Source organism: Halobacillus mangrovi, assembly GCF_002097535.1.
Classification (GTDB): domain Bacteria; phylum Bacillota; class Bacilli; order Bacillales; family Halobacillaceae; genus Halobacillus; species Halobacillus mangrovi_A.
This window is the reverse complement of the sequence record NZ_CP020772.1, coordinates 1912649-1932156: the sequence shown is the minus strand read 5'-3', so window position 1 is coordinate 1932156 and position 19508 is coordinate 1912649. Positions and strand designations below refer to the sequence as shown.

Below are 19508 nucleotides of genomic sequence, written 5' to 3'. Positions count from 1 at the left end.
AGTGTTTCCTAGTCCCAAAGTTCTAACTGCTCATCCGACTCTATTTTGAAAATCAAAGGTTTTTTTCACAAATAATTATTATAATACATTCCCTCCACATATGCTATATCTAATTTTACCTATTTTTCATTCTTCCCAACAAAAGTCGCGCTTAACCATAGCGCGACTTTTGTTCATTTGACTATTCTTGAGATTTTTCTCGTAATTTATTCATTATTACATTTGCCGTCTCCTCAACAGCCTTATTGGAAACATCAATAACATCACATCCAATGCGGTCTACGACCCGATTGAAATGCTGAATTTCCTGTTCTATTCTATCAATATTGGCATAGCTGGCTTGAGAACCCAACCCCAGTGATCTCAGCCTTTCTTTTCTTATATCATTCAACTTTTCTGCACTTATCTTTAAGCCAATACATTTACTCTTATCCACCCGAAACAATTCGGATGGCGGCTGGACTTCCGGTACAATGGGTACATTAGCGACCTTTAGCCGTTTATGAGCTAAGTATTGGGACAATGGTGTTTTTGATGTGCGGGATACCCCAATCAAAACGATATCTGCTTTTGATATCCCTCGAGGATCTCTGCCATCATCGTAACGCACAGCAAATTCTATCGCTTCTACACGTTTAAAATAATCCTCATCCAGTTTATGGACTAACCCTGGCTCCAATCGAGGTTCGATGTCAAAGTGTCTTTCCATTGCTTCCATCATCGGCCCCATAATATCGACACATTCAATGTTATGTTTTTTTGCTTCCTCTAATAAATGCTTTCGAAATTCAGGGATAACTAAAGTAAATCCGATCATCGCCCCCTGGGCTTTTGCTTGCTGAACAGCTTCGTTGATCGTCCCCTTATCTTCTACATAAGGAATGCGCTGAAGGTCAAAAGGACCGTCATCAAATTGGCTCAAAGCAGCTTTAACGACAAGTTCCGCCGTTTCCCCTACTGAATCTGAAAGTACATAAATGAATGGTTTCCCCATTGTCACCCTCCTCACTATTGTGCATCCTATAAATGTTGATCACGTGCAAGCTCAACTAGCGCCTTTGTGATATTTGTCTTTGTCAATCTTCCTATCACTTCCAGGCCTTCATCTGCAGGCTTTACTACAGGTAGAGCATCGATTTGTTTTTCTATCAACTTTTGTGCAGCATCGAGCAGAAGATCGTCTTGTTCGCAAATAGTAATGTTAGGCATGCGTGTCATGATAATGTGTACAGGGACGGAGGTTAGATCTTGGTTCCCTATACTTGCACGCAATAAATCCTTTCTTGAGAGGACGCCAACTAAGTAAGATGCTTCATTAGTCACAAATAAAGTTCCGACATCTTCAAGAAACATGGTACAGATCGCATCATAGACAGAGACATCCTCTTCCACTACGATCGGGACAGACTGATATTCCTGTACTTTAAATCTTTTTAGTTTTTCTGTTAACAATTCAGATCCAGTCTTCCCTGTAAAGAAATAACCTACTCGAGGTCTTGCGTCCAAGAAACCGGCCATAGTTAATATGGCCAAGTCCGGACGCAAGGTTGCTCGTGTCAAATTCAATCGGTCTGCTATATTTTCTCCGGTAATAGGTCCGTTATCTTTGACGATTTGAATTATCTGTTCTTGCCGGTTGGAGAGTTCCAAACTTTCACCACCCTGATCACGGAATGTGACATACTATTTAATTATTATAGCTCATTTTTAATCAAGGGTAAAAGAAGGAGCCTTAGAATTGTTGTTTCCATTCAATTGCATTTAAATCAGCGAACGCTTTAATATCCGAAGCGATCCTGTTTAGAAGACTCAATCTATTGTTTTTGATTTTCTCATCCTCTGCCATGACCATAGTGTGATCAAAGAAGTTGTGAATGGGTTGAGCCAACTGTGCCAAAACTTCAAGAGCGCTTGCCGGCGACTCATTGTTCAGGGCCGAAACAAAATCTTCATGGACATTTGAATATACTTCATAAAGCTTACGCTCTGATTCATTTTCAAATAGATCAGGGTTAACATTATAGCTGTCCGCTTTCTTCGCAAGGTTTAAAACACGACCCAAGGCTTCATGCACCGGTTTAAAACTTACATCTTGACGTTTATCAACTAGTAGCTTTGCCTTTTCTAATGTTGTTGGATAAATATGAATGCCATTTGTCAGCACTGCTTCTACGACATCTGGATCAATCTGGTCCTCTCGCAGCAAATAAGCCGCACGCACTCTAAAGAATTCATGAAGATCCTTCTGTATTTCACTCTCTTCTCGAGTCGGCAGCTCCAGTTCTTGATAGAACTTATGAACAAGGTCGATCAATTTCTCAACTTCAATTTTCCAACCCTTATTGTTCAGCGTTTGCAAGATTCCAAGAGCCTGTCTTCTCAGTCCGTATGGATCCTGAGATCCAGTAGGAATAATACCAATGGAGATACTTCCGACAATCGTATCTAGTTTGTCTGCAATACTAACGATAGCGCCAATTGTCGAAGATGGGAGTTCACCATTTGCCTGTCTTGGCATGTAATGTTCGTTAATCGCTGCAGCCACTTCTTCATCTTCACCAAACAGCCGAGCGTATTTTTCTCCCATAACGCCTTGCAGCTCTGTGAACTCATCAACCATTTGAGTAACAAGATCAAATTTGCAAATTTCCGCAGCTCTTTTAGCTTGTTGTTGTTCTTTCTCCCCAAGCTCAAGCCACTGGCTGATTTTACTTGTAATGGCGACAACTCTGTTAACTTTATCAGCAAGTGTACCTAGTTCTTCTTGATACACCATTCTGTTAAGCTTAGCTAGTTTTTCATCTATAGTGCCCTTTTGATCTTCTTCATAAAAGAATTGAGCATCTTTCAACCGTGCTTTCAAGACCTTTTCGTTCCCTTTAGAAACAACATCTAAATGCTGATCGTCACCGTTTCGGACACCAACGAAGTATGGAAGAAGTTCTCCGGTAGTTGAGCGAACAGGGAAGTATCTTTGGTGTTCTTTCATCGATGTGATCAGTGCTTCTTCAGGAACTGCAAGAAACTCCTTATTGAACTCCCCACTGAAAGCCGTTGGAAACTCGACTAAATGAGTTACTTCATTTAATAAATCTTCATCAAGTATAAGTTTCCAGTTATTCTCCTGTTCCAGCTCCAACAGCTGTTTTCGAATCTCGTTTTTTCTGTCCTCTACTGACACCACCACGTACTGATCCTTTAAAGACTGTTCATACTCTTCCGCCTGGGAAAGAGAGAGCATCTCTCCTAAGAAACGATGACCATAGGTGATTCTATCTGTCGATACGTTTTCGATTGAAAAAGGAACCACTTCTTCGCCAAACAAAGCAACTATCCAGCGGATTGGACGAATGTAGCGCATTTCGTAACTTCCCCATCTCATATTCTTAGGAAAGTTCAAATCAAGGAAAACAGCATGAAAGCCTTCTAGCAACTCTGAAGTTGCTTGTCCTTCAATGAATTTCCTAACATGGACGTATTCTGTTCCTTTGATTTCCTTAAAGTAGATATCGTCCACTTCTTTCCCTTGTCCTTTTGAAAAACCGATGGCCGCTTTTGTCCAATCACCATTCTCGTCTATTGCAATCTTCTTAGCTGGACCTTTGGCCTCTTCTTCTATGTCTGGCTGTTTTTCTGCGACATCTGAGACTTGTACCGCTAACCTTCTTGGCGTAGCGAAACCTTTAACATCTCCATAGGGAATGCGTTGATGATCAAACCACGCTTGGGTTTTTGAAACTAGTTGAGTTAAGGCGTCATCGATAAATCTTGCCGGAAGCTCTTCTACCCCCAGTTCAAACAAGACCGTTTTATTCATGATTATCTTCCTCACTTTCAAGCATTGGGAATCCTAGTCGTTCTCTTTCTTCTACATAGGTTTTGGCAATCTTTCTGGCCAGATTTCGGACTCTTGAGATATAGCCGGTCCTCTCCGTTACACTGATGACTCCTTTTGCATCCAGCAAGTTGAAGGTATGAGAACACTTAAGAACGTAGTCGTAAGCTGGAAATACCAGCCCTTTTTTCATTATTCGTTCGGCTTCTTTTTCATACGTTGAGAATAAAGTAAAGAGCATGTCTTCATCCGACTCCTCAAATGTGTAGGTAGAATGCTCATATTCAGGCTGCAAGAAAATATCCCCAACGGTCACACCATTCGTCCACTCCAATTCAAACACGTTTTCTTTATCCTGGATGTAAGACGCGAGACGCTCTAAACCATACGTGATTTCTGCGGAGACCGGACGAGCTTCCAGTCCGCCAATTTGCTGGAAATAAGTGAACTGAGTGATTTCCATTCCGTCTAACCAAACTTCCCAGCCTAAGCCTGCGGCACCTAAGGTAGGGTTTTCCCAGTTATCTTCCACAAAACGAATATCGTGCTTATTAGGATCAATGCCAAGCGCTCTTAATGAGTCTAAGTACAATTCCTGAATATTGTCAGGAGATGGTTTCATGATAACTTGAAACTGATGGTGCTGATAGAGTCGATTGGGGTTCTGACCATATCTGCCATCAGCCGGACGTCTTGATGGTTCCACATAAGCAACGTTCCATGGCTCCGGACCTAAGCTCCGCAGCAGAGTCATCGGAGACATCGTTCCCGCACCTTTCTCTGTATCATAGGCCTGCATTAACAGGCAGCCTTGATCTGACCAATGCTTTTGAAGTGTTACTATCATATCTTGAATATTCATGTAATCCCTCCTTGTTTTCTTGAGAACAGGGGCAGACGTACAAAAAAAACCCCGTCTCTATGTCTTCGTAGACATAGGGACGGGGTTTCCGCGGTTCCACCCTATTTGCTTCCATATGTAATGGAAGCCGCTTTAAGAATGTTTGCTCCAGAACGCCTTCACTGATCCATAACGCTTGTCTTCCACCGTCACAAGCTCGCTATTGTCCTTGGGAGTCAGTTACTACTTTCCTTCAACACAACGTATTAGTAAGTAATAGAATCATACTGAATTCACAGACCGTTGTCAATCCATTGAATGAGTTTGGAGTAGGGCAAAGCTAAAACTTACACCTACTCTTCTTTAAACAAGTCTATCTGTTTTAAGAACTTTTTAGACTTAATAAAATAACCACCATAACGATCATAGTATTCATCAATGATGTGACGCAATAATTTTTTATTTTGTTCTTTCATCGATATTTGTCCGAGCCGTTTTACATCAATATGTAAAAATAATCGTAAAAGCTTCGCAAGGGTTTCACTTAAACCGAAAGCATTCGGATCTCTGTGCTTGCATCGAAAGCAGAGAAATCCACCTTCACTTATGGAAAAATTGAAAGGACCTTCTTCTCTTCCACAGTTTAGACACTGATCAACAATAGGTGCGAAACCTGCTTTTTTAAACAGTTTCAACTCATACATAAGGGTAAGGATCTCAGCATCTTTTCCTTCATTCATCCATAGCAATGTTTGTAAAAATTGTTCATAGACAAAAGGATCCGGCTGTTTTTCATCGATAAGTTTATCTGTCAATTCAGCTAAATAGGAAGCATAAGCGGTTTTGACAATATCCTCTCGTATAGAGCGAAGGGACGAAATCATTTCCCCTTGGCTCAAGGAGCCTAATCCGGACCCTGTTTGTATGAGGTACATTCCATGGATAAAAGGTTGGGTCACCGATGACATTCGGCTTTTCGGTTTTTTGGCACCTCGTGCCATTACACCAATTTTACCCTTTTCCCTCGTCATCAAGGTGACTATTTTATGTGTTTCTCCATAATCCCTTGTACGAATAACAATGCCTTCGATCTTTTCTAACAAAGCGTTCACCTGCTTCTGATGTTACAAATTCAGATCTTCTGAAGACTCCGGTTCAGGTGAGGAAACTTGTGGTTCACGAGACTGCTGATCTTGAGACTCCAATTCTTTCATCAATAAATAGCTCTCAATACTGCCTGTTTGTCTGAACATATTCCATGAAAGCTTATCGAGCACAAGAAACACCGCCTTTCGTATAATCATTTCAAAGGGTAGTGATTATAATCTTAGAATGCTTCCTCACACTGAATTCATAAGTCTTAAATTTTTCCAAATGTTAATATTCGTCCTCACGATATCCGAAATCAGTGAGCTGAATCTGTTTGTTTCTCCAATCTTTTTGGACTTTAACCCATAGTTCCAAATAAACTTTACTGCCTAGCAGCGATTCGATATCCTTTCTCGCTCGTTTCCCTATCTCTTTGAGCATACTCCCTTGTTTACCGATAATAATCCCTTTTTGGGATTTACGCTCAACAATGATAGCAGCTTGGATATACACGGCTTTTGAATTGTCCCTTGGTTCAATTCCCTCAATGACAACCGCTATGGAATGTGGGATTTCCTCTCTAGTCAAATGAAGGACTTTTTCACGGATGAATTCACTAATGACAAACCGTTCAGGATGATCCGTAATTTGATCGTCTGGATAAAACTGCGGTCCTTCAGGCAAGTGACTTTTAAGAACCTGGAGAAGGTTATCGATATTATTCCCTTCTAGTGCTGAAATAGGAACAATCTCTTCAAAGTCAAGCTTTTCCTTATACTGCTCAATTAAAGGAAGCAGCTGATCGGGATGAACTTTATCAATTTTATTAATAATCAGGAAAACTGGCTGGTCCACCCGCTGTAGCCGATCAAGAATAAATTGGTCTCCTCGGCCATAACCTTCTTCTGCATTGATCATAAATAAAACAGCATCTACTTCATTTAACGTGTTTTCAGCCACATTAACCATATAATCGCCAAGTTTGTGTTTCGGCTTATGAATACCAGGTGTATCGATAAAAATGATTTGAGAATCTTTGTCTGTCATGACACCCTGGATTTTATTTCTTGTTGTTTGGGGCTTATCACTCATAATGGCGATCTTTTCGCCAATTACACGATTCATAAATGTTGATTTTCCAACATTCGGTCTGCCTACAATCGTTACAAAGCCCGATTTAAATTCTTCGGTCATAGATGTTCCTCCAATGATTACTTCATGTTACGCTCACATTCATTTTACTACAAAACCAAAGGACTTTCATTTGTTTATAGTAACTTTGAGCCAAAAATGAGAATAGCGATTATGACTGATGCTGAACTTGCAAGTAAGACAGCTCCCGCTGCAATATCCTTAATCAACCCTGCCATAGGATTCAGCTCCGGGGCAAGGTAATCAAGTAAAAGTTCAATGCTAGAATTCACCATTTCTAATGTCAAAACCAACGCGATTATTAGAGTAATGACAGCCCACTCTAATGGGGTCAAGCTTAACAACAAACCGGCGACTATTGCAGTTATAGCCGCTGCCAAATGAAAACGGAAATTCTTCTCTGTTTTATACACCTGTTTCAAACCGTTTATGGCATAACGGAAGCCTATAGACTTCTTCTTTTTACGACCTTTGTAATCCGAATTCATGGAGGATTTCCTCTTGTCTATTGAACATTTCTTTTTCATCTTCATCATTTAAATGATCATATCCAAGCAGGTGTAAAAATCCATGAAGAGCCAAAAACCCTAGTTCTCTTTCAAGAGAATGTCCATAATCTTCTGCCTGTTCTTTAGCTTTATCGATTGAGATGATAATGTCCCCTAACATGAGAGGCATATCTTCGCTAAGGATTTTCATTTCTCCTTCTCCTTCTTCTTGCATGGCAAAAGAAATGACATCCGTAGGTTGATCCTTTTGTCGATAATTCCGATTGATTTCCTGAATTTCCTTGTTATCAACAAAACTTATTGACACTTCTGCAGTTTTCTGAACCCCTTCTTTATCACCTGCAAATAGAATAATACGTTGAATAAGATCAACAAATGCTTCATCTACTGAATTAGTTTCATCTTGAAAATCAATTTGAATCATTATTTAGCCTCCTTCACCAATGTTTTTGCATCCGGGTACTGTATTCTTGAATGGAAGATGCCATTTAGTGTTTCACAAATAGCCTGCTCTAAAACCTTTAATTGTTTCAGTGTAAGATCGCATTCTTCGAACTGCCCGTCCAACAGTCTGTTCTCGATAATACCTTGGACGATCTGATTGATTTTTTCCTCAGTTGGTTCGTTCAATGAACGGACAGCCGCTTCCACTGAATCGCATATATTTACGATCGCAGCTTCAATTGTCTGTGGTTTCGGGCCTGGATAACGATATTCACTTTCCTCTACATGCTTTGATTCATTTTTAGCTTGATAATAAAAGTATTTTAAAAGCGTTGTACCGTGATGCTGTTCTGCTATAGCTATGATTTCTTTCGGAATCTTTTTTTCCTTTAATAATTTTGCCCCATCATAAGGGTGAGCGATTATGATTTCAGCACTTTGTTCAGGGTCTAAGAAATCGTGTGGGTTTCTCATTCCCATTTGATTTTCAATAAAGTAATTAGGTCTTATGGTTTTTCCTACATCGTGATAATAAGAAGCAACTCTAGCCAACAAACCATTCGCTCCGATTGATTCACAGGCGGCTTCACTCAAATTTGCGACCATTACACTGTGGTGATAAGTACCAGGAGCTTCCACTAAAATCTTTCGAAGTAAGGGGTGATTGGGATTTGAAAGGTTTAGCAATTGCTGGTCAGAAAGGATTCCAAAGCCTGTTTCGATTAGCGGAAGCACCCCAAGGGTCAATACCACTGAAAAGAGTGCCGCCAAAGCCCCATACCCTATAAATGTGCTCCATTCCACCCATGAATATCTTTCAAAAGAGATGAATGAGAAGAATGTAATCATGCATATATTGATAAAAGCAACACTTGCACCAGCTCTCACTACAGCTGAACGATCTTTATATTGAACGAGAAAAATGATACTTGCAAGTTGCGACATAAGCGTGTACATCCCTGCTTGGGCATTTAATACCCCGGCTATTTGCCCGTTGAAAAGCAGACAAGCCATTAACGAGTAAACGATCGACATAGCTATGGCCAATCGCTCATCACATAAAAGCTTAATTAGCATCGCTCCTGCAGCTGCAGGTATAAGGAAATAATAAGGTTGATCAATAGTGACAAACAGACTGCACACTTTCATTAAAAGTAATGTAAACGCCGAAATAATCGCTAGGACACCGATCTGTCGCATTGTCATATTCCTTTTTCTAGCTTTTAAGCTTTCATATAATACAATACAAGCAAGCAAACCGCAGAATAAAGCTAGACCAAGCATTGGCCAGCCGTTCTTCTGACCGGTTAATAGCCCTGTTAATTGCAGTTCCTCCATAATTTCATTCGTAAGTGTAGAGCCTTGAGTAACGATTACTTCACCGGACCGAATCAATACGGGGTCTACTCCTGCAGCCGCCTCTTTCCTAGCTTCCTCCGTAAGTTCAGCATCAAAAAATGCATTTTCAACCAGACTGAATCTCCCCAAATCAGTCGCCGCCTGTTTAATTGGAACAGATAGAGACGAATATTGAACCTTCAAAGCAATCGTTCGCTCCGCATCCTCAACATCTTCCGACCTTATTCCTTCGCTAAAAACGCTTTTTAAAGAACTAAGAAGCAGGGACTCCGCATTCTCCAATTCTCTTGTATCCGCTCTCATAAATGCTTCAAATATTCCTTCAGGAAGATCTTGGGTCAACTCGTCAGGCAAATAGGACTTTAATGTAGCAAGTTCCTCTTCTACTGAGGCACCTTCTCCTGACGAGCTTTTCACTTCTTTAATACCAGCGAAAACCTCGGAAATTATCTCAATTCTTTCCGCTTCGATATCTTCAGAGATTGTATAACGGTCCTCAACTGCTTGCGTGGCTTCTCTTATAAGTTCTTCCGTTTTTCTTTCATTTTCCACTGTAAAGGGGGCCCGTATCGTCTCAGGGGCTGGATTATACTTTTCTAAATGATATGTAGGGGTGTAAATATTCGAAAGGGACAAAAAGAAAAAAAGCGTAACAATTCCGACTGAAAGAATAAATAGTAAAGTTCTCTCACGGTAAATAGTTAGATTAGTAAAGAATTCGCTTATCTTATTCAAGTCCCCACCCTCTTTAGCTATTTATTCCTCATGAAACCAATAAATAAGACCCAAACTCTTGGGCCTTAAGCATCGTCGCCTTCGTAAGCATCAATAATTCTTTGTACGAGCGGGTGTCTGACAACATCTGATTGATCTAAATGTATAAACTGTGAACCTTTTACGTGTTTAAGACGTTCCTCTGCAACTTTCAGTCCTGATTTTACTCCTCTAGGAAGATCTACTTGCGTAATGTCTCCCGTAATAATCATTTTAGATCCAAATCCTAGACGTGTTAAGAACATTTTCATTTGTTCCGGGGTCGTATTTTGAGCTTCATCTAATATTGCGAAGGCATCATCCAAAGTTCTGCCCCTCATATAAGCTAATGGGGCAATTTCTATCGTTCCCCTGTCGATTAGGCGAGCCGTATGTTCTGCCCCGAACAAGTCATGAAGTGAGTCATAAAGGGGACGTAAATATGGATCTACCTTTTCTTTTAAATCTCCAGGAAGGAATCCTAAACTTTCTCCAGCTTCTACAGCAGGACGTGTCAAAATAATACGTTTAACATCCCCGTTTTTCAAAGCATTGACCGCCATGACGACTGCCAAATATGTTTTTCCAGTACCAGCAGGTCCTATACCAAATACAAGATCGTTCTTCTTAATAGCTGATACATAACTTCTCTGGCCAAGTGTTTTAACACGTATAGATTTACCTTTAGTATTTCTAGTGATTTCATCTTCAAATAAAGCTTCAAATTGATTGATTTTCCCTTTTTTCGCGAGCTCTACCGCGTACACCACATCACGTTCAGTAATGGTTAAACCTTTACGAATAATCGCCAGCACAGACATTAGAATGCCTTCAACCAATTGGACATGCTCTGCCGGCCCGGAGACACGAACTTGTTCACCACGGGAAATAATGGTCACTTTCAGCTGTTCTTCTATCTGTTTTAGGTTTCTATCCTCAGTCCCAAAAAGGGCTAACGCTTCTGTTGTGTTATCTAACTGAATGTCAATGGTTTTTAAATCTTCTGGCATACTCAATCTCCTTGGCTTATATACTTGGTCACTGCTATGTTTTCATGAACCTTAAATAAAAGGATTAATTTTACTTTACCATTCTCATTCCGATGGTGCAAAACTTTTTGTCCCTTGATTTCGGAGTCTTTGGAAAGGTGTTGCTTCAAGCTCTGTGCACCGGTCTGAACACCTATTTGCTCTAATCTCTCTTTAGTACCTTCAAGGGTCTGCATATCTATCCTGTAATGGCTTAAGGTTAGCAGCTGAACCGGCATTTCTTTATTTAATATTTTCCATTTTGTTGTTTGTGTCTCTTCTCTGAAATCTCCCTCTTTTCCTTTCCACCATCCCCATACAGGAATTTGAAGAGAGCCTATACGAAGAGAGTATTGATTTTCTATCTTTCCATCGGTAAGTTGAAGGACTTGTTTTAGTGGCAGGTGTTGTTCTACTTTGTACCAGGTTTCTGCTATAACTTCTCCTTCCGCATGAACGAAAGTATCTACATCTTCTACAAGAACGCCAGTAGCGAGCGGCTGCCCCTTCTTCACTACATCGTATACGCTGACGAGAGGCCGTCCTTTTTTAATAAACGTTTTAACAACCATTCCTTTTTTTGCAGCAACCAGGTTAGATGGCCGATTGTTCTTATCCGTATCATGAATCGTTTTCTCCACTCCGTATAGTTGATAGCTCGTCCCCTGTTTTTTCACTCCGACCCACAGCAGATCCGGAATGTCATTTAACAATTTGCTTTGGATCTCATTCGGATCATTCATTCCAATAGTAATTTTTCCCGGTGATACACCGTAACTCTTCAATTTGCTCTCTACATTTGCTTCTAATTCAGGAGTCAAGCCATCAATCTTGATTGACCATAAGGTATTTGATAATAAGAAAATGAAGATGACCCCAATGATAAAAGCTATTACTAGAGAAGTTTTCTTTAGCATTTGCTTATATAGAAAAGGAATACCTTTTCCGTCGATAATTGAAAGCTTGATCCTGTATTTTCTTCGTAATTGGCGATAGATTGTCCATTCGTTCAGCCGAATGGACATTAAAATCTCATCTTCACTGATTCTTTGCATATTTGTAATTTGGCAGCCTCTTCTTGTACAAGCCTGCAGGAAAGCTTCAATCAATTTTCCTCGGACACGAACGGTCATGATTCCTTTGAAGAAATCATGTTGATTTCCCATCCCTTCACCTCCGGTTATTATGAATTAGGCAAGAATTCCACCGATTTCAGTTCTCCTTCTAACAACAATTCTTCCTTTAACATCATTTTTATTCCGAGGTCTTTTCCGATAATCTTGACCTGTCCTTGTTTATATTGAATTCTTATCTCCCGGTCTGAAAAATGCACGAGGCCTGTGTGATTTTCTATGTAAAAGTGTATGGATCCAATAGTCGTAATCCTAGGTAGGTCGAGCATGACATCTGATGGTAAATCGAAATAGCGAGCGATCCAGGAACGGATGTGGTGTTGCCATTTAGTCATACGCCTTCCCCCTCTCTTTTTATTTATACGAAAAACGCACGAATTGTATCACTACAATTCGTGCGTTTCGTTTATCTTTTTCTCGGATGAGAGCGATGAGGTTTATGCGCCCTTGGTGGTCCCAAGATTTCAGCCATAATTATTCCTTCGGCAAGACGTTTTTTATCCCACTTTTGAGATTGACTCCAACCTTCTGCATAAAATTCCTTATTCTGTTTTTCTGAATTTATGTCTCGGCTCATCAGAGTATGAACATCTTTTTTTGGTGTTTCATAGGTGAATGTATGTTGAGCATCAGCCTGATTTTTTCGATGATCAGAAACTTCATCTAAACGTCTCTGCTTCTCTTCATAATACTCTTTCAGTCTGTCTTTTCCCGATTTCATTTCCCTGGATTCATTATTGGACGGGGACATGGATGTCGGTGATGACCTTTGTGGTTCTGGCGATGGATCAGGGCGCGGAGAACCCATAGGTCTTTTTCTCTTTTCTTCATCTTTTGTCATTCCGCTGAACCAGCTGATTATTCCGCCGATGATCGCAGCAACGATCAAAAAATTACTGAATATCAGATCGAGAAGTTCTCCCATAGTTAATCTCCTTTACTCGTTAACTTTCTTCCCCTTCGTTATTTTCATCCCCTGATCTTTTACCAAGCGTATTTCTCATATCCGTATCTGCATTGATGTTTTGGTAATTCATGTAGTCCATGACCCCCATCTTACCTGAACGCAATGCTTCAGCAAGGGCTTGAGGAACTTGGGCTTCTGCTTCGACCACTTTAGCCTGCATCTCTTGGACACGAGCACGCATTTCTTGTTCTTGGGCGATCGCCATAGCTCTACGTTCTTCGGCTTTCGCTTGAGCGATATTTTTATCTGCTTCCGCTTGGTCAGTCTGAAGGATCGCACCGATGTTCTTACCGATGTCAATGTCAGCAATATCAATCGAAAGGATTTCAAATGCAGTCCCAGCATCCAACCCTTTTCCTAGAACATTTTGCGAAATTAGATCAGGGTTTTCCAAAACTTTATTGTGGTTCTTACTCGAACCGATGGTCGATACAATCCCTTCACCAACACGCGCGATGACTGTGTCCTCACCAGCACCACCAACCAATCGGTCGATGTTTGCACGAACAGTAATTCTTGCTTTTGCTTTTACTTCGATTCCATCCATGGCTACACCAGCGATGAATGGAGTTTCAATAACTTTAGGGTTAACACTCATTTGTACAGCTTCGAGAACATCACGACCAGCTAAGTCAATCGCAGCACATCGTTCGAAACTAAGCTCGATGTTCGCGCGCTGAGCAGCAATTAAAGCATTTACGACTCGGTCTACATTCCCACCAGCTAAATAGTGACTTTCTAATTGGTTCGTATCTACATTTACGCCTGCTTTATGTGCTTTGATCAGTGGGTTGATGACTCTTGAAGGGATGACTCGCCTTAAACGCATTCCAACGAGGGTAAAAATGTTTATTTTCACTCCGGCAGCCAGCGCACTAATCCAAAGCATAACTGGAATGAACGTAAATAGTACAGCTAATACAATAATGATGATACCGATGATAATCAGCGGCATAAGTTCTTGCAACGTCATTTTGTTTCCTCCTCATGTGTATCGGTTTTCATTTCTCTTACTACAATTCTTGAACCTTCCGTTTTCACTACCTTCACCCTATGTTGGGCTGAAATAAAACCGCCCTCGGTAACGACATCCAACCGTTCCCCATCAAACTCTGCCGTTCCAGCAGGTCTTAAAGGAGTAAGTGTCGTGCCTTCCATACCGATCAGTTCCAGGCGATTCGCTGCAGATACATACCCTTTTTCAGAGGTAGTGGCATCATTTAAGATAATGTGACGGAAAAATCCTCTTTCCAAGCCAACTACTTTGAATAGGATGATGGATACAACAATGGTCACGATTAAAGCAATTCCAATACTCATTGCCATATGTCCCATATCTGCTGAAGAAAGCATAAGCGAAGCCACAATAGCTATGATTCCGGCAATTCCTGCTATACCTCCGGGTAGGAAAAACTCAGCAACAACGAGCCCTATACCGAGTATGAGCAAAATAATCGCCTCGTAACCAGCCAGACCTGCTACGATATGACCGTAAAAGAACAATACTAACGATAGCACTCCCATAATTCCTGGTATCCCAAAGCCAGGAGAATATAACTCTACAATCAGACCTAAACTAGCTACTGATAATAAGATGGGAATAACAATTGGATCTGTTAAAAACCTCGCCAGGTTTTCGGCTAAAGTCGGCTGTTCTTCAATGATCTTTGCATCGGAAAGGTTCAGTTCACTTAGTAATTCTGTACGATCTTCTACAATTCCTTCCGCATAACCGACTTCTTCTGCATCTGTCGGACCTAGTGTCAAAAATTCGCCTTCTCCTGCACCATATTTGGGAAGATCAACACTGCTATCAGCCATAGCTCTTGCATACAGCGGATCACGGCCGTTAGACTCTGCTGCTGCAACCATGGAAGAAATCCACGCTGACTGTGCTTTTTTATCTGCCGCCGTACCATCAGAATTGATGACCCCAGAAGCTCCCATTGTTGCTTGAGGTTTCATATAGATTTGATCAGCATTTAATGCAATGTAGGAACCTGCAGAATAAGCACGACTTGTTATAAAAGCGGTGTTCGGTATGTCCAAATCCTGAAAGATCTCTCCAATTTCACCTGCTGCATCTACGCGACCGCCAGGAGTATCAATTTCAAAGATAATATGATCTGCACCATTTTCAGCAGCTTCGTCGGTCGTCCGTTCTAAGAAAGCAGCCATTCCTCGTTCGACTGTTTCCTTCACAGGTATGATATAGACTTGCTTTCCTTCTCCTGCTGCATTAACAGACGATGTATATTGGAGAAGCGATAAACCAGTGGTTACAAGAACAAGCAAACCTATGATTAACCTGCTGTATGAACGCTTCACGAACGATCACCTCCTTATAGGATAGCTTACCCACGGAATACTAGTTATACGATATGTACCTGCAATAGGTTTCAAATTTTTTTGCATAAAGTTTATGTAAATCAAATGAAAATGCATTCAAAAAGCATAGTCAGTACCTTTATATTACAATTTGCAAACCAATATAAAAAGACCTCCCTACGGAAGAGAGGCCTTTTAGTTTAAGATAATTGCTGAAGTACAAGCTTATTGACCTTGGAGCCATCAGCTTTGCCTTTAATCTTAGGCATTACTGCGCTCATGACTTTACCCATGTCAGCCTTGGAAGTCGCTCCTACTTCTTCAATCGTTTCTTGTACGATTTCTTCAAGTTCTTCATCTGTCAGCTGTTTCGGCATGTATACTTGCAAAATCTCGATTTCTTTTTCGAGCTCTTCTACAAGGTCTTCACGTCCAGCTTCTTTGAATTCTTGGAGGGAATCTTTCCTCTGCTTTACCTCACGAGATAAAACAGTCATTTCTTCTTCTTCAGATAATGAGTCTTTCCCCAGTTTAATGGCCTCATTTTGAAATGAAGCTCTAACCATACGGATCGTAGACAAACGCTTTTTGTCACGAGCTTTCATGGCTGTTTTCATATCCTGGGTGAGACGTTCCGTAATAGTCATCTCATTCAACACCCTCTTAGATTACTTGCGCTTTCTAGCCGCCTCTGACTTTTTCTTACGGCGTACGCTAGGCTTATCGTAATATTCACGTTTACGATATTCAGCTAATGTACCACTTTTTGATACATTACGCTTAAAGCGACGAAGAGCATCTTCAAGAGACTCGTTTTTACGAACGCGAGTTGTATTTGACATGCAATTTCCCTCCCTCCGAAGCAAAAAAACTGTTTCTCTCGTATGGGAACCTCCCATACCTTTGACAATTATATTATAAGGTTTAGGTGTGGTCAACTTTTTTATAATGGATTGGTTTAGGAAATTCCTTTTTTTCACACAAATGGTCTGCTTTTGCATAAGTAGATCTACCTAAATATAACGGTATTTCCAATCGTTTAAAATTAGGGAGTCTATTTGGCAAAAAGTATTCTTCATCATAGCAGGATTGCTGAATGTCAGCTATGATCAATCATGATCCCCGCAGGTACTATTTGATGGACAGTACATTCATTGGCATAGTACGCATTACTAAGTAAGGAATAGCTTTCATTTTATTGAAACCCCTTCTGATTAAATGTACCTGTTTTACTTAATTTAGCTCTTGTCTCTGTCCCGCTTTATTAAAAAAATGCCACTTCTTTGAATGGCAAATAAATTTGCGAGTCCTCTAAATATAATACAAGTGATGGAACAAGCAGCCTTTTTATCAACCAAATCGATTGACTCAAGACCTGGAGGAACTAGATGCCAGAGTTCGATATAACCTAGAATCGAAGAAAGTTATCCGACATAAATTACCATAATTTCCTATACACAAAAATAAAGACCGAATGCCCTACCAGGCATACGGTCTTTATTACCTAAGGTAGATTATTAATAATCAGATGTTCCCTGTCCACCGTTTACAATCGCTATACCAGAAGACGCTCCGATTCTAGTAGCACCAGCTTCGATCATCGCTTTTGCTCCTTCGTAATCACGGACACCGCCAGAAGCCTTCACACCCATTTCAGGGCCTACGGTCTTACGCATTAAGCTTATGTCCTCAACAGTAGCGCCTCCGCCTGAGAAACCTGTAGAGGTCTTAACAAAGTCTGCTCCTGCTTCTTTAGCAAGCTCAGATGCTGTTACTTTTTCATCCTCAGACAGAAGAGAAGTTTCAATGATCACTTTAACTAATGCTTTTCCTTGAGCTTCACGGACAACTGCTTCGATATCTTCCTTTACTATATCTGTGTTGCCCGATTTAAGTTCACCGATGTTGATGACCATATCTACTTCTGTAGCACCTTTTTCGATTGCCTGTCGTGTTTCAAAAGCTTTAGTTTCTTTAGTAGTTGCACCTAGTGGAAAACCGATAACCGTACAAACTTTCACATCAGTATCCTTTAAAAGATCTGAGCAATATTCTACCCAGTGCGGGTTTACACATACAGAAGCAAATTGTTGTTCTTTCGCTTCTTTACAAATTTGTGTGATTTTATCTTTAGGCGTGTCAGGCTTTAATTGTGTATGATCAATCATTTTAGCTAGATTTTGTTCCATTATTTGTATCTTCCCTTCAAATTAAGTTGTTCGTACATCTATTGTATCATAGCATGAAAGCGCTGAAAAAGCGAACATTCAAAGACGCCTCTCTTCACATTTCTTCCAACTGATAGGAGAGACTGGACAGGAAATATAAAGGGGCCGTTTCCATACGCAAAATCCGTGGCCCTAGCCTTACTGAAGTGAAGTGATTCTCTCTAAGACGATCTACTTCCTGTTCAGAGAACCCTCCTTCTGGCCCGAACATGATCAAGACCTTATCCCCTCTTTTTACTTCCTTAAGCTTTTCAGATAAAGAGTGATAACTTTTCTTTCTTGCTTCATCTTCATAGGCAAATAAACAATGATCATACTCATAAGAAACGGAAATTAAATCAGACAGGGAATGAAGTTGATGAATTTCCGGAATGTGAATTCTTTCTGACTGCTCACTCGCCTCTTTAGCAATTTTACTCAAGCGCTGAGTCTTCTTTTCAGCTTTTTTTGGGTCCCATTTGGCTACTGACCTATCAGCTTGATAAGGAATAAAGGCAAAAGCCCCAAGCTCTGTACCCTTTTTCACGACCTGTTCCATCTTGTCGCCTTTTCCTAAGCTCTGAACAATCGTAACGGAAGCTGGCAGCTCACTGTCTTCATTTAACCACTCTACTACTTTACACTGCACTTGATCCTCTTGCATGTTTGTAATCTCACAAATAGCCGGCCCTTGTTCTGGATGAACCGCTGTCAAATGTTCTCCTTCCTTCATACGCATGACCGTAAAAATGTGGTGAACATCATCTCCGATTATTTCCAGGAAGTCGGAACTCCAATTTTCAGTCTCTACGAAATATCTTTGCATGAGTCAATCACCTTTATTCTGGCTTTCTCGCTACAACGCTAACCCAATCTTCCATTTTATTCGTTTCCACTATCTCAAAGCCTGATTCGATTAACTGACTTCTGACTTCATCTTTTTTACCAGCTATGATCCCTGAAGTTATAAAATAGCCCCCAGGTTTTACTACGCGAAAGGCGTCATCTGTAAAGCGAACAATAATCTCTGCCAGTATGTTCGAAACGATCAAATCTGCTTCCATCTCAATTCCATTAAGAAGATCATTCAATTTAGAAGTAACCTGACTCTCTACCTGATTTAATCTTGCGTTATTCATTGTACTCGTAACAGCAATATCATCTAGATCAAAAGCATAGCAATGTCTGGCTCCCAGTAATATGGATGCTACACTTAGGATTCCTGAACCTGCGCCAACATCCATGACTAGATCGTCTTTTTCTAAGTATTGTTCCAAAGCCTGAATACTAAGTACCGTTGTCGGGTGTGTACCTGTTCCAAAAGCCATTCCAGGGTCCATTTCAATGATAATTTCATCACTGGAAACAGGCGTATAATCTTCCCACGTAGGAATGATGGTAATCTTCTCTGAAATTTTGACAGGCTTATAATATTTTTTCCAAGCGGTTGCCCAGTCTTCTTCATTGATTTCACTAACCGTTACGTGATTATGTCCCAAGTCGATATTAAACTCAGTCAAATGATTGACCGATTGTTTGATTTCCTCGACTGTTTCTGCTAAGAAGCTGTTGACTGGCAAATATGCTTTCACATAGACGCCTTCCTTTGGATAGTCATCTGGATTCAATTCATAGATCTCTCCAAGGGGAGCCGTATCTCTTAAAAGATCTTGCGGGTCTTCAATGACAACACCACTGGCACCAGATTCATGAAGAATGTTGGAGACAGGTTCAATTGCTTCATTGGTTGTATGGATACAAATTTCAGACCATTTCATTTGTGATCAACTCACTTTGCTATTTTTTTCAAAAAGAAAAGTGTCTGCACGAAGACAAGGGAATATTTGAATTCGCAAACCCCTG

Annotated in this window: 21 protein-coding genes; all 21 read right to left on the bottom strand. The window is 40.6% G+C overall.

Annotation, left to right across the window (positions count from 1 at the left end):
- Positions 1–181: 181 nt before the first annotated feature.
- Complete coding sequence (locus HM131_RS09345; RefSeq protein ID WP_085029507.1) at positions 182–994, bottom strand: pyruvate, water dikinase regulatory protein; 813 nt, start codon at positions 992–994, stop codon at positions 182–184.
- Positions 995–1020: 26 nt separating this feature from the next.
- Entirely contained in the window at positions 1021–1650 is a 630-nt protein-coding gene (locus HM131_RS09340) for a transcriptional regulator CcpN (RefSeq protein ID WP_085029506.1), read from the bottom strand.
- Positions 1651–1732: 82 nt separating this feature from the next.
- Positions 1733–3817, bottom strand: coding sequence for a glycine--tRNA ligase subunit beta (gene glyS / locus HM131_RS09335; RefSeq protein WP_085029505.1), 2085 nt, complete (start codon positions 3815–3817; stop codon positions 1733–1735).
- The gene (gene glyQ / locus HM131_RS09330) at positions 3810–4697 is read right to left on the bottom strand and encodes a glycine--tRNA ligase subunit alpha (protein ID WP_085029504.1); all 888 of its coding nucleotides are present in this window, start codon (positions 4695–4697) and stop codon (positions 3810–3812) included. The genes glyS and glyQ overlap by 8 nt, the downstream gene beginning before the upstream one ends.
- A 332-nt stretch (positions 4698–5029) precedes the next feature.
- Entirely contained in the window at positions 5030–5779 is a 750-nt protein-coding gene (recO, locus tag HM131_RS09325; protein ID WP_085029503.1) for a DNA repair protein RecO, read from the bottom strand.
- A gap of 21 nt (positions 5780–5800) precedes the next feature.
- Positions 5801–5953, bottom strand: a complete 153-nt coding sequence (locus HM131_RS09320; RefSeq protein WP_085031904.1) for a YqzL family protein — start codon at positions 5951–5953, stop codon at positions 5801–5803.
- Positions 5954–6053: 100 nt separating this feature from the next.
- The gene (gene era / locus HM131_RS09315; RefSeq protein ID WP_085029502.1) at positions 6054–6959 is read right to left on the bottom strand and encodes a GTPase Era; all 906 of its coding nucleotides are present in this window, start codon (positions 6957–6959) and stop codon (positions 6054–6056) included.
- 74 nt (positions 6960–7033) lie between these two features.
- Positions 7034–7405: a diacylglycerol kinase family protein gene (locus HM131_RS09310; RefSeq protein WP_085029501.1), complete on the bottom strand. Its 372-nt coding sequence runs from the start codon at positions 7403–7405 to the stop codon at positions 7034–7036.
- Complete coding sequence (gene ybeY, locus HM131_RS09305; RefSeq protein WP_085029500.1) at positions 7380–7853, bottom strand: rRNA maturation RNase YbeY; 474 nt, start codon at positions 7851–7853, stop codon at positions 7380–7382. Before ybeY ends, HM131_RS09310 begins: the two co-directional genes overlap by 26 nt.
- Complete coding sequence (locus HM131_RS09300; protein WP_085029499.1) at positions 7850–9964, bottom strand: HD family phosphohydrolase; 2115 nt, start codon at positions 9962–9964, stop codon at positions 7850–7852. The genes ybeY and HM131_RS09300 overlap by 4 nt, the downstream gene beginning before the upstream one ends.
- Positions 9965–10029: 65 nt before the next feature.
- On the bottom strand, positions 10030–10992 hold the full coding sequence (locus HM131_RS09295; RefSeq protein WP_085029498.1) for a PhoH family protein: 963 nt from the start codon (positions 10990–10992) through the stop codon (positions 10030–10032).
- A 2-nt stretch (positions 10993–10994) separates the two neighbouring features.
- A complete protein-coding gene (gene yqfD / locus HM131_RS09290) occupies positions 10995–12176 on the bottom strand; it encodes a sporulation protein YqfD (RefSeq protein WP_085029497.1) in 1182 nt (393 codons plus the stop codon).
- Positions 12177–12193: 17 nt separating this feature from the next.
- The gene (gene yqfC / locus HM131_RS09285; RefSeq protein ID WP_085029496.1) at positions 12194–12478 is read right to left on the bottom strand and encodes a sporulation protein YqfC; all 285 of its coding nucleotides are present in this window, start codon (positions 12476–12478) and stop codon (positions 12194–12196) included.
- A 71-nt stretch (positions 12479–12549) separates the two neighbouring features.
- Positions 12550–13068, bottom strand: a complete 519-nt coding sequence (locus HM131_RS09280; protein ID WP_085029495.1) for a hypothetical protein — start codon at positions 13066–13068, stop codon at positions 12550–12552.
- A gap of 19 nt (positions 13069–13087) precedes the next feature.
- Positions 13088–14083 (bottom strand): flotillin-like protein FloA, encoded by a 996-nt coding sequence (floA, locus tag HM131_RS09275; RefSeq protein WP_085029494.1) that lies wholly within the window; start codon positions 14081–14083, stop codon positions 13088–13090.
- Entirely contained in the window at positions 14080–15405 is a 1326-nt protein-coding gene (locus tag HM131_RS09270) for an NfeD family protein (protein ID WP_408607131.1), read from the bottom strand. Before HM131_RS09270 ends, floA begins: the two co-directional genes overlap by 4 nt.
- 233 nt (positions 15406–15638) lie before the next feature.
- Positions 15639–16085: a GatB/YqeY domain-containing protein gene (locus HM131_RS09265; protein WP_085029492.1), complete on the bottom strand. Its 447-nt coding sequence runs from the start codon at positions 16083–16085 to the stop codon at positions 15639–15641.
- A gap of 21 nt (positions 16086–16106) precedes the next feature.
- Entirely contained in the window at positions 16107–16280 is a 174-nt protein-coding gene (rpsU, locus tag HM131_RS09260; protein ID WP_085031901.1) for a 30S ribosomal protein S21, read from the bottom strand.
- Positions 16281–16955: 675 nt separating this feature from the next.
- The gene (gene deoC / locus HM131_RS09255) at positions 16956–17627 is read right to left on the bottom strand and encodes a deoxyribose-phosphate aldolase (protein ID WP_085029491.1); all 672 of its coding nucleotides are present in this window, start codon (positions 17625–17627) and stop codon (positions 16956–16958) included.
- Between the two features lie 94 nt (positions 17628–17721).
- The gene (locus HM131_RS09250) at positions 17722–18471 is read right to left on the bottom strand and encodes a 16S rRNA (uracil(1498)-N(3))-methyltransferase (RefSeq protein WP_085029490.1); all 750 of its coding nucleotides are present in this window, start codon (positions 18469–18471) and stop codon (positions 17722–17724) included.
- 13 nt (positions 18472–18484) lie between these two features.
- Positions 18485–19423, bottom strand: coding sequence for a 50S ribosomal protein L11 methyltransferase (gene prmA / locus HM131_RS09245; protein WP_085029489.1), 939 nt, complete (start codon positions 19421–19423; stop codon positions 18485–18487).
- Between the last annotated feature and the right edge of the window lie 85 nt (positions 19424–19508).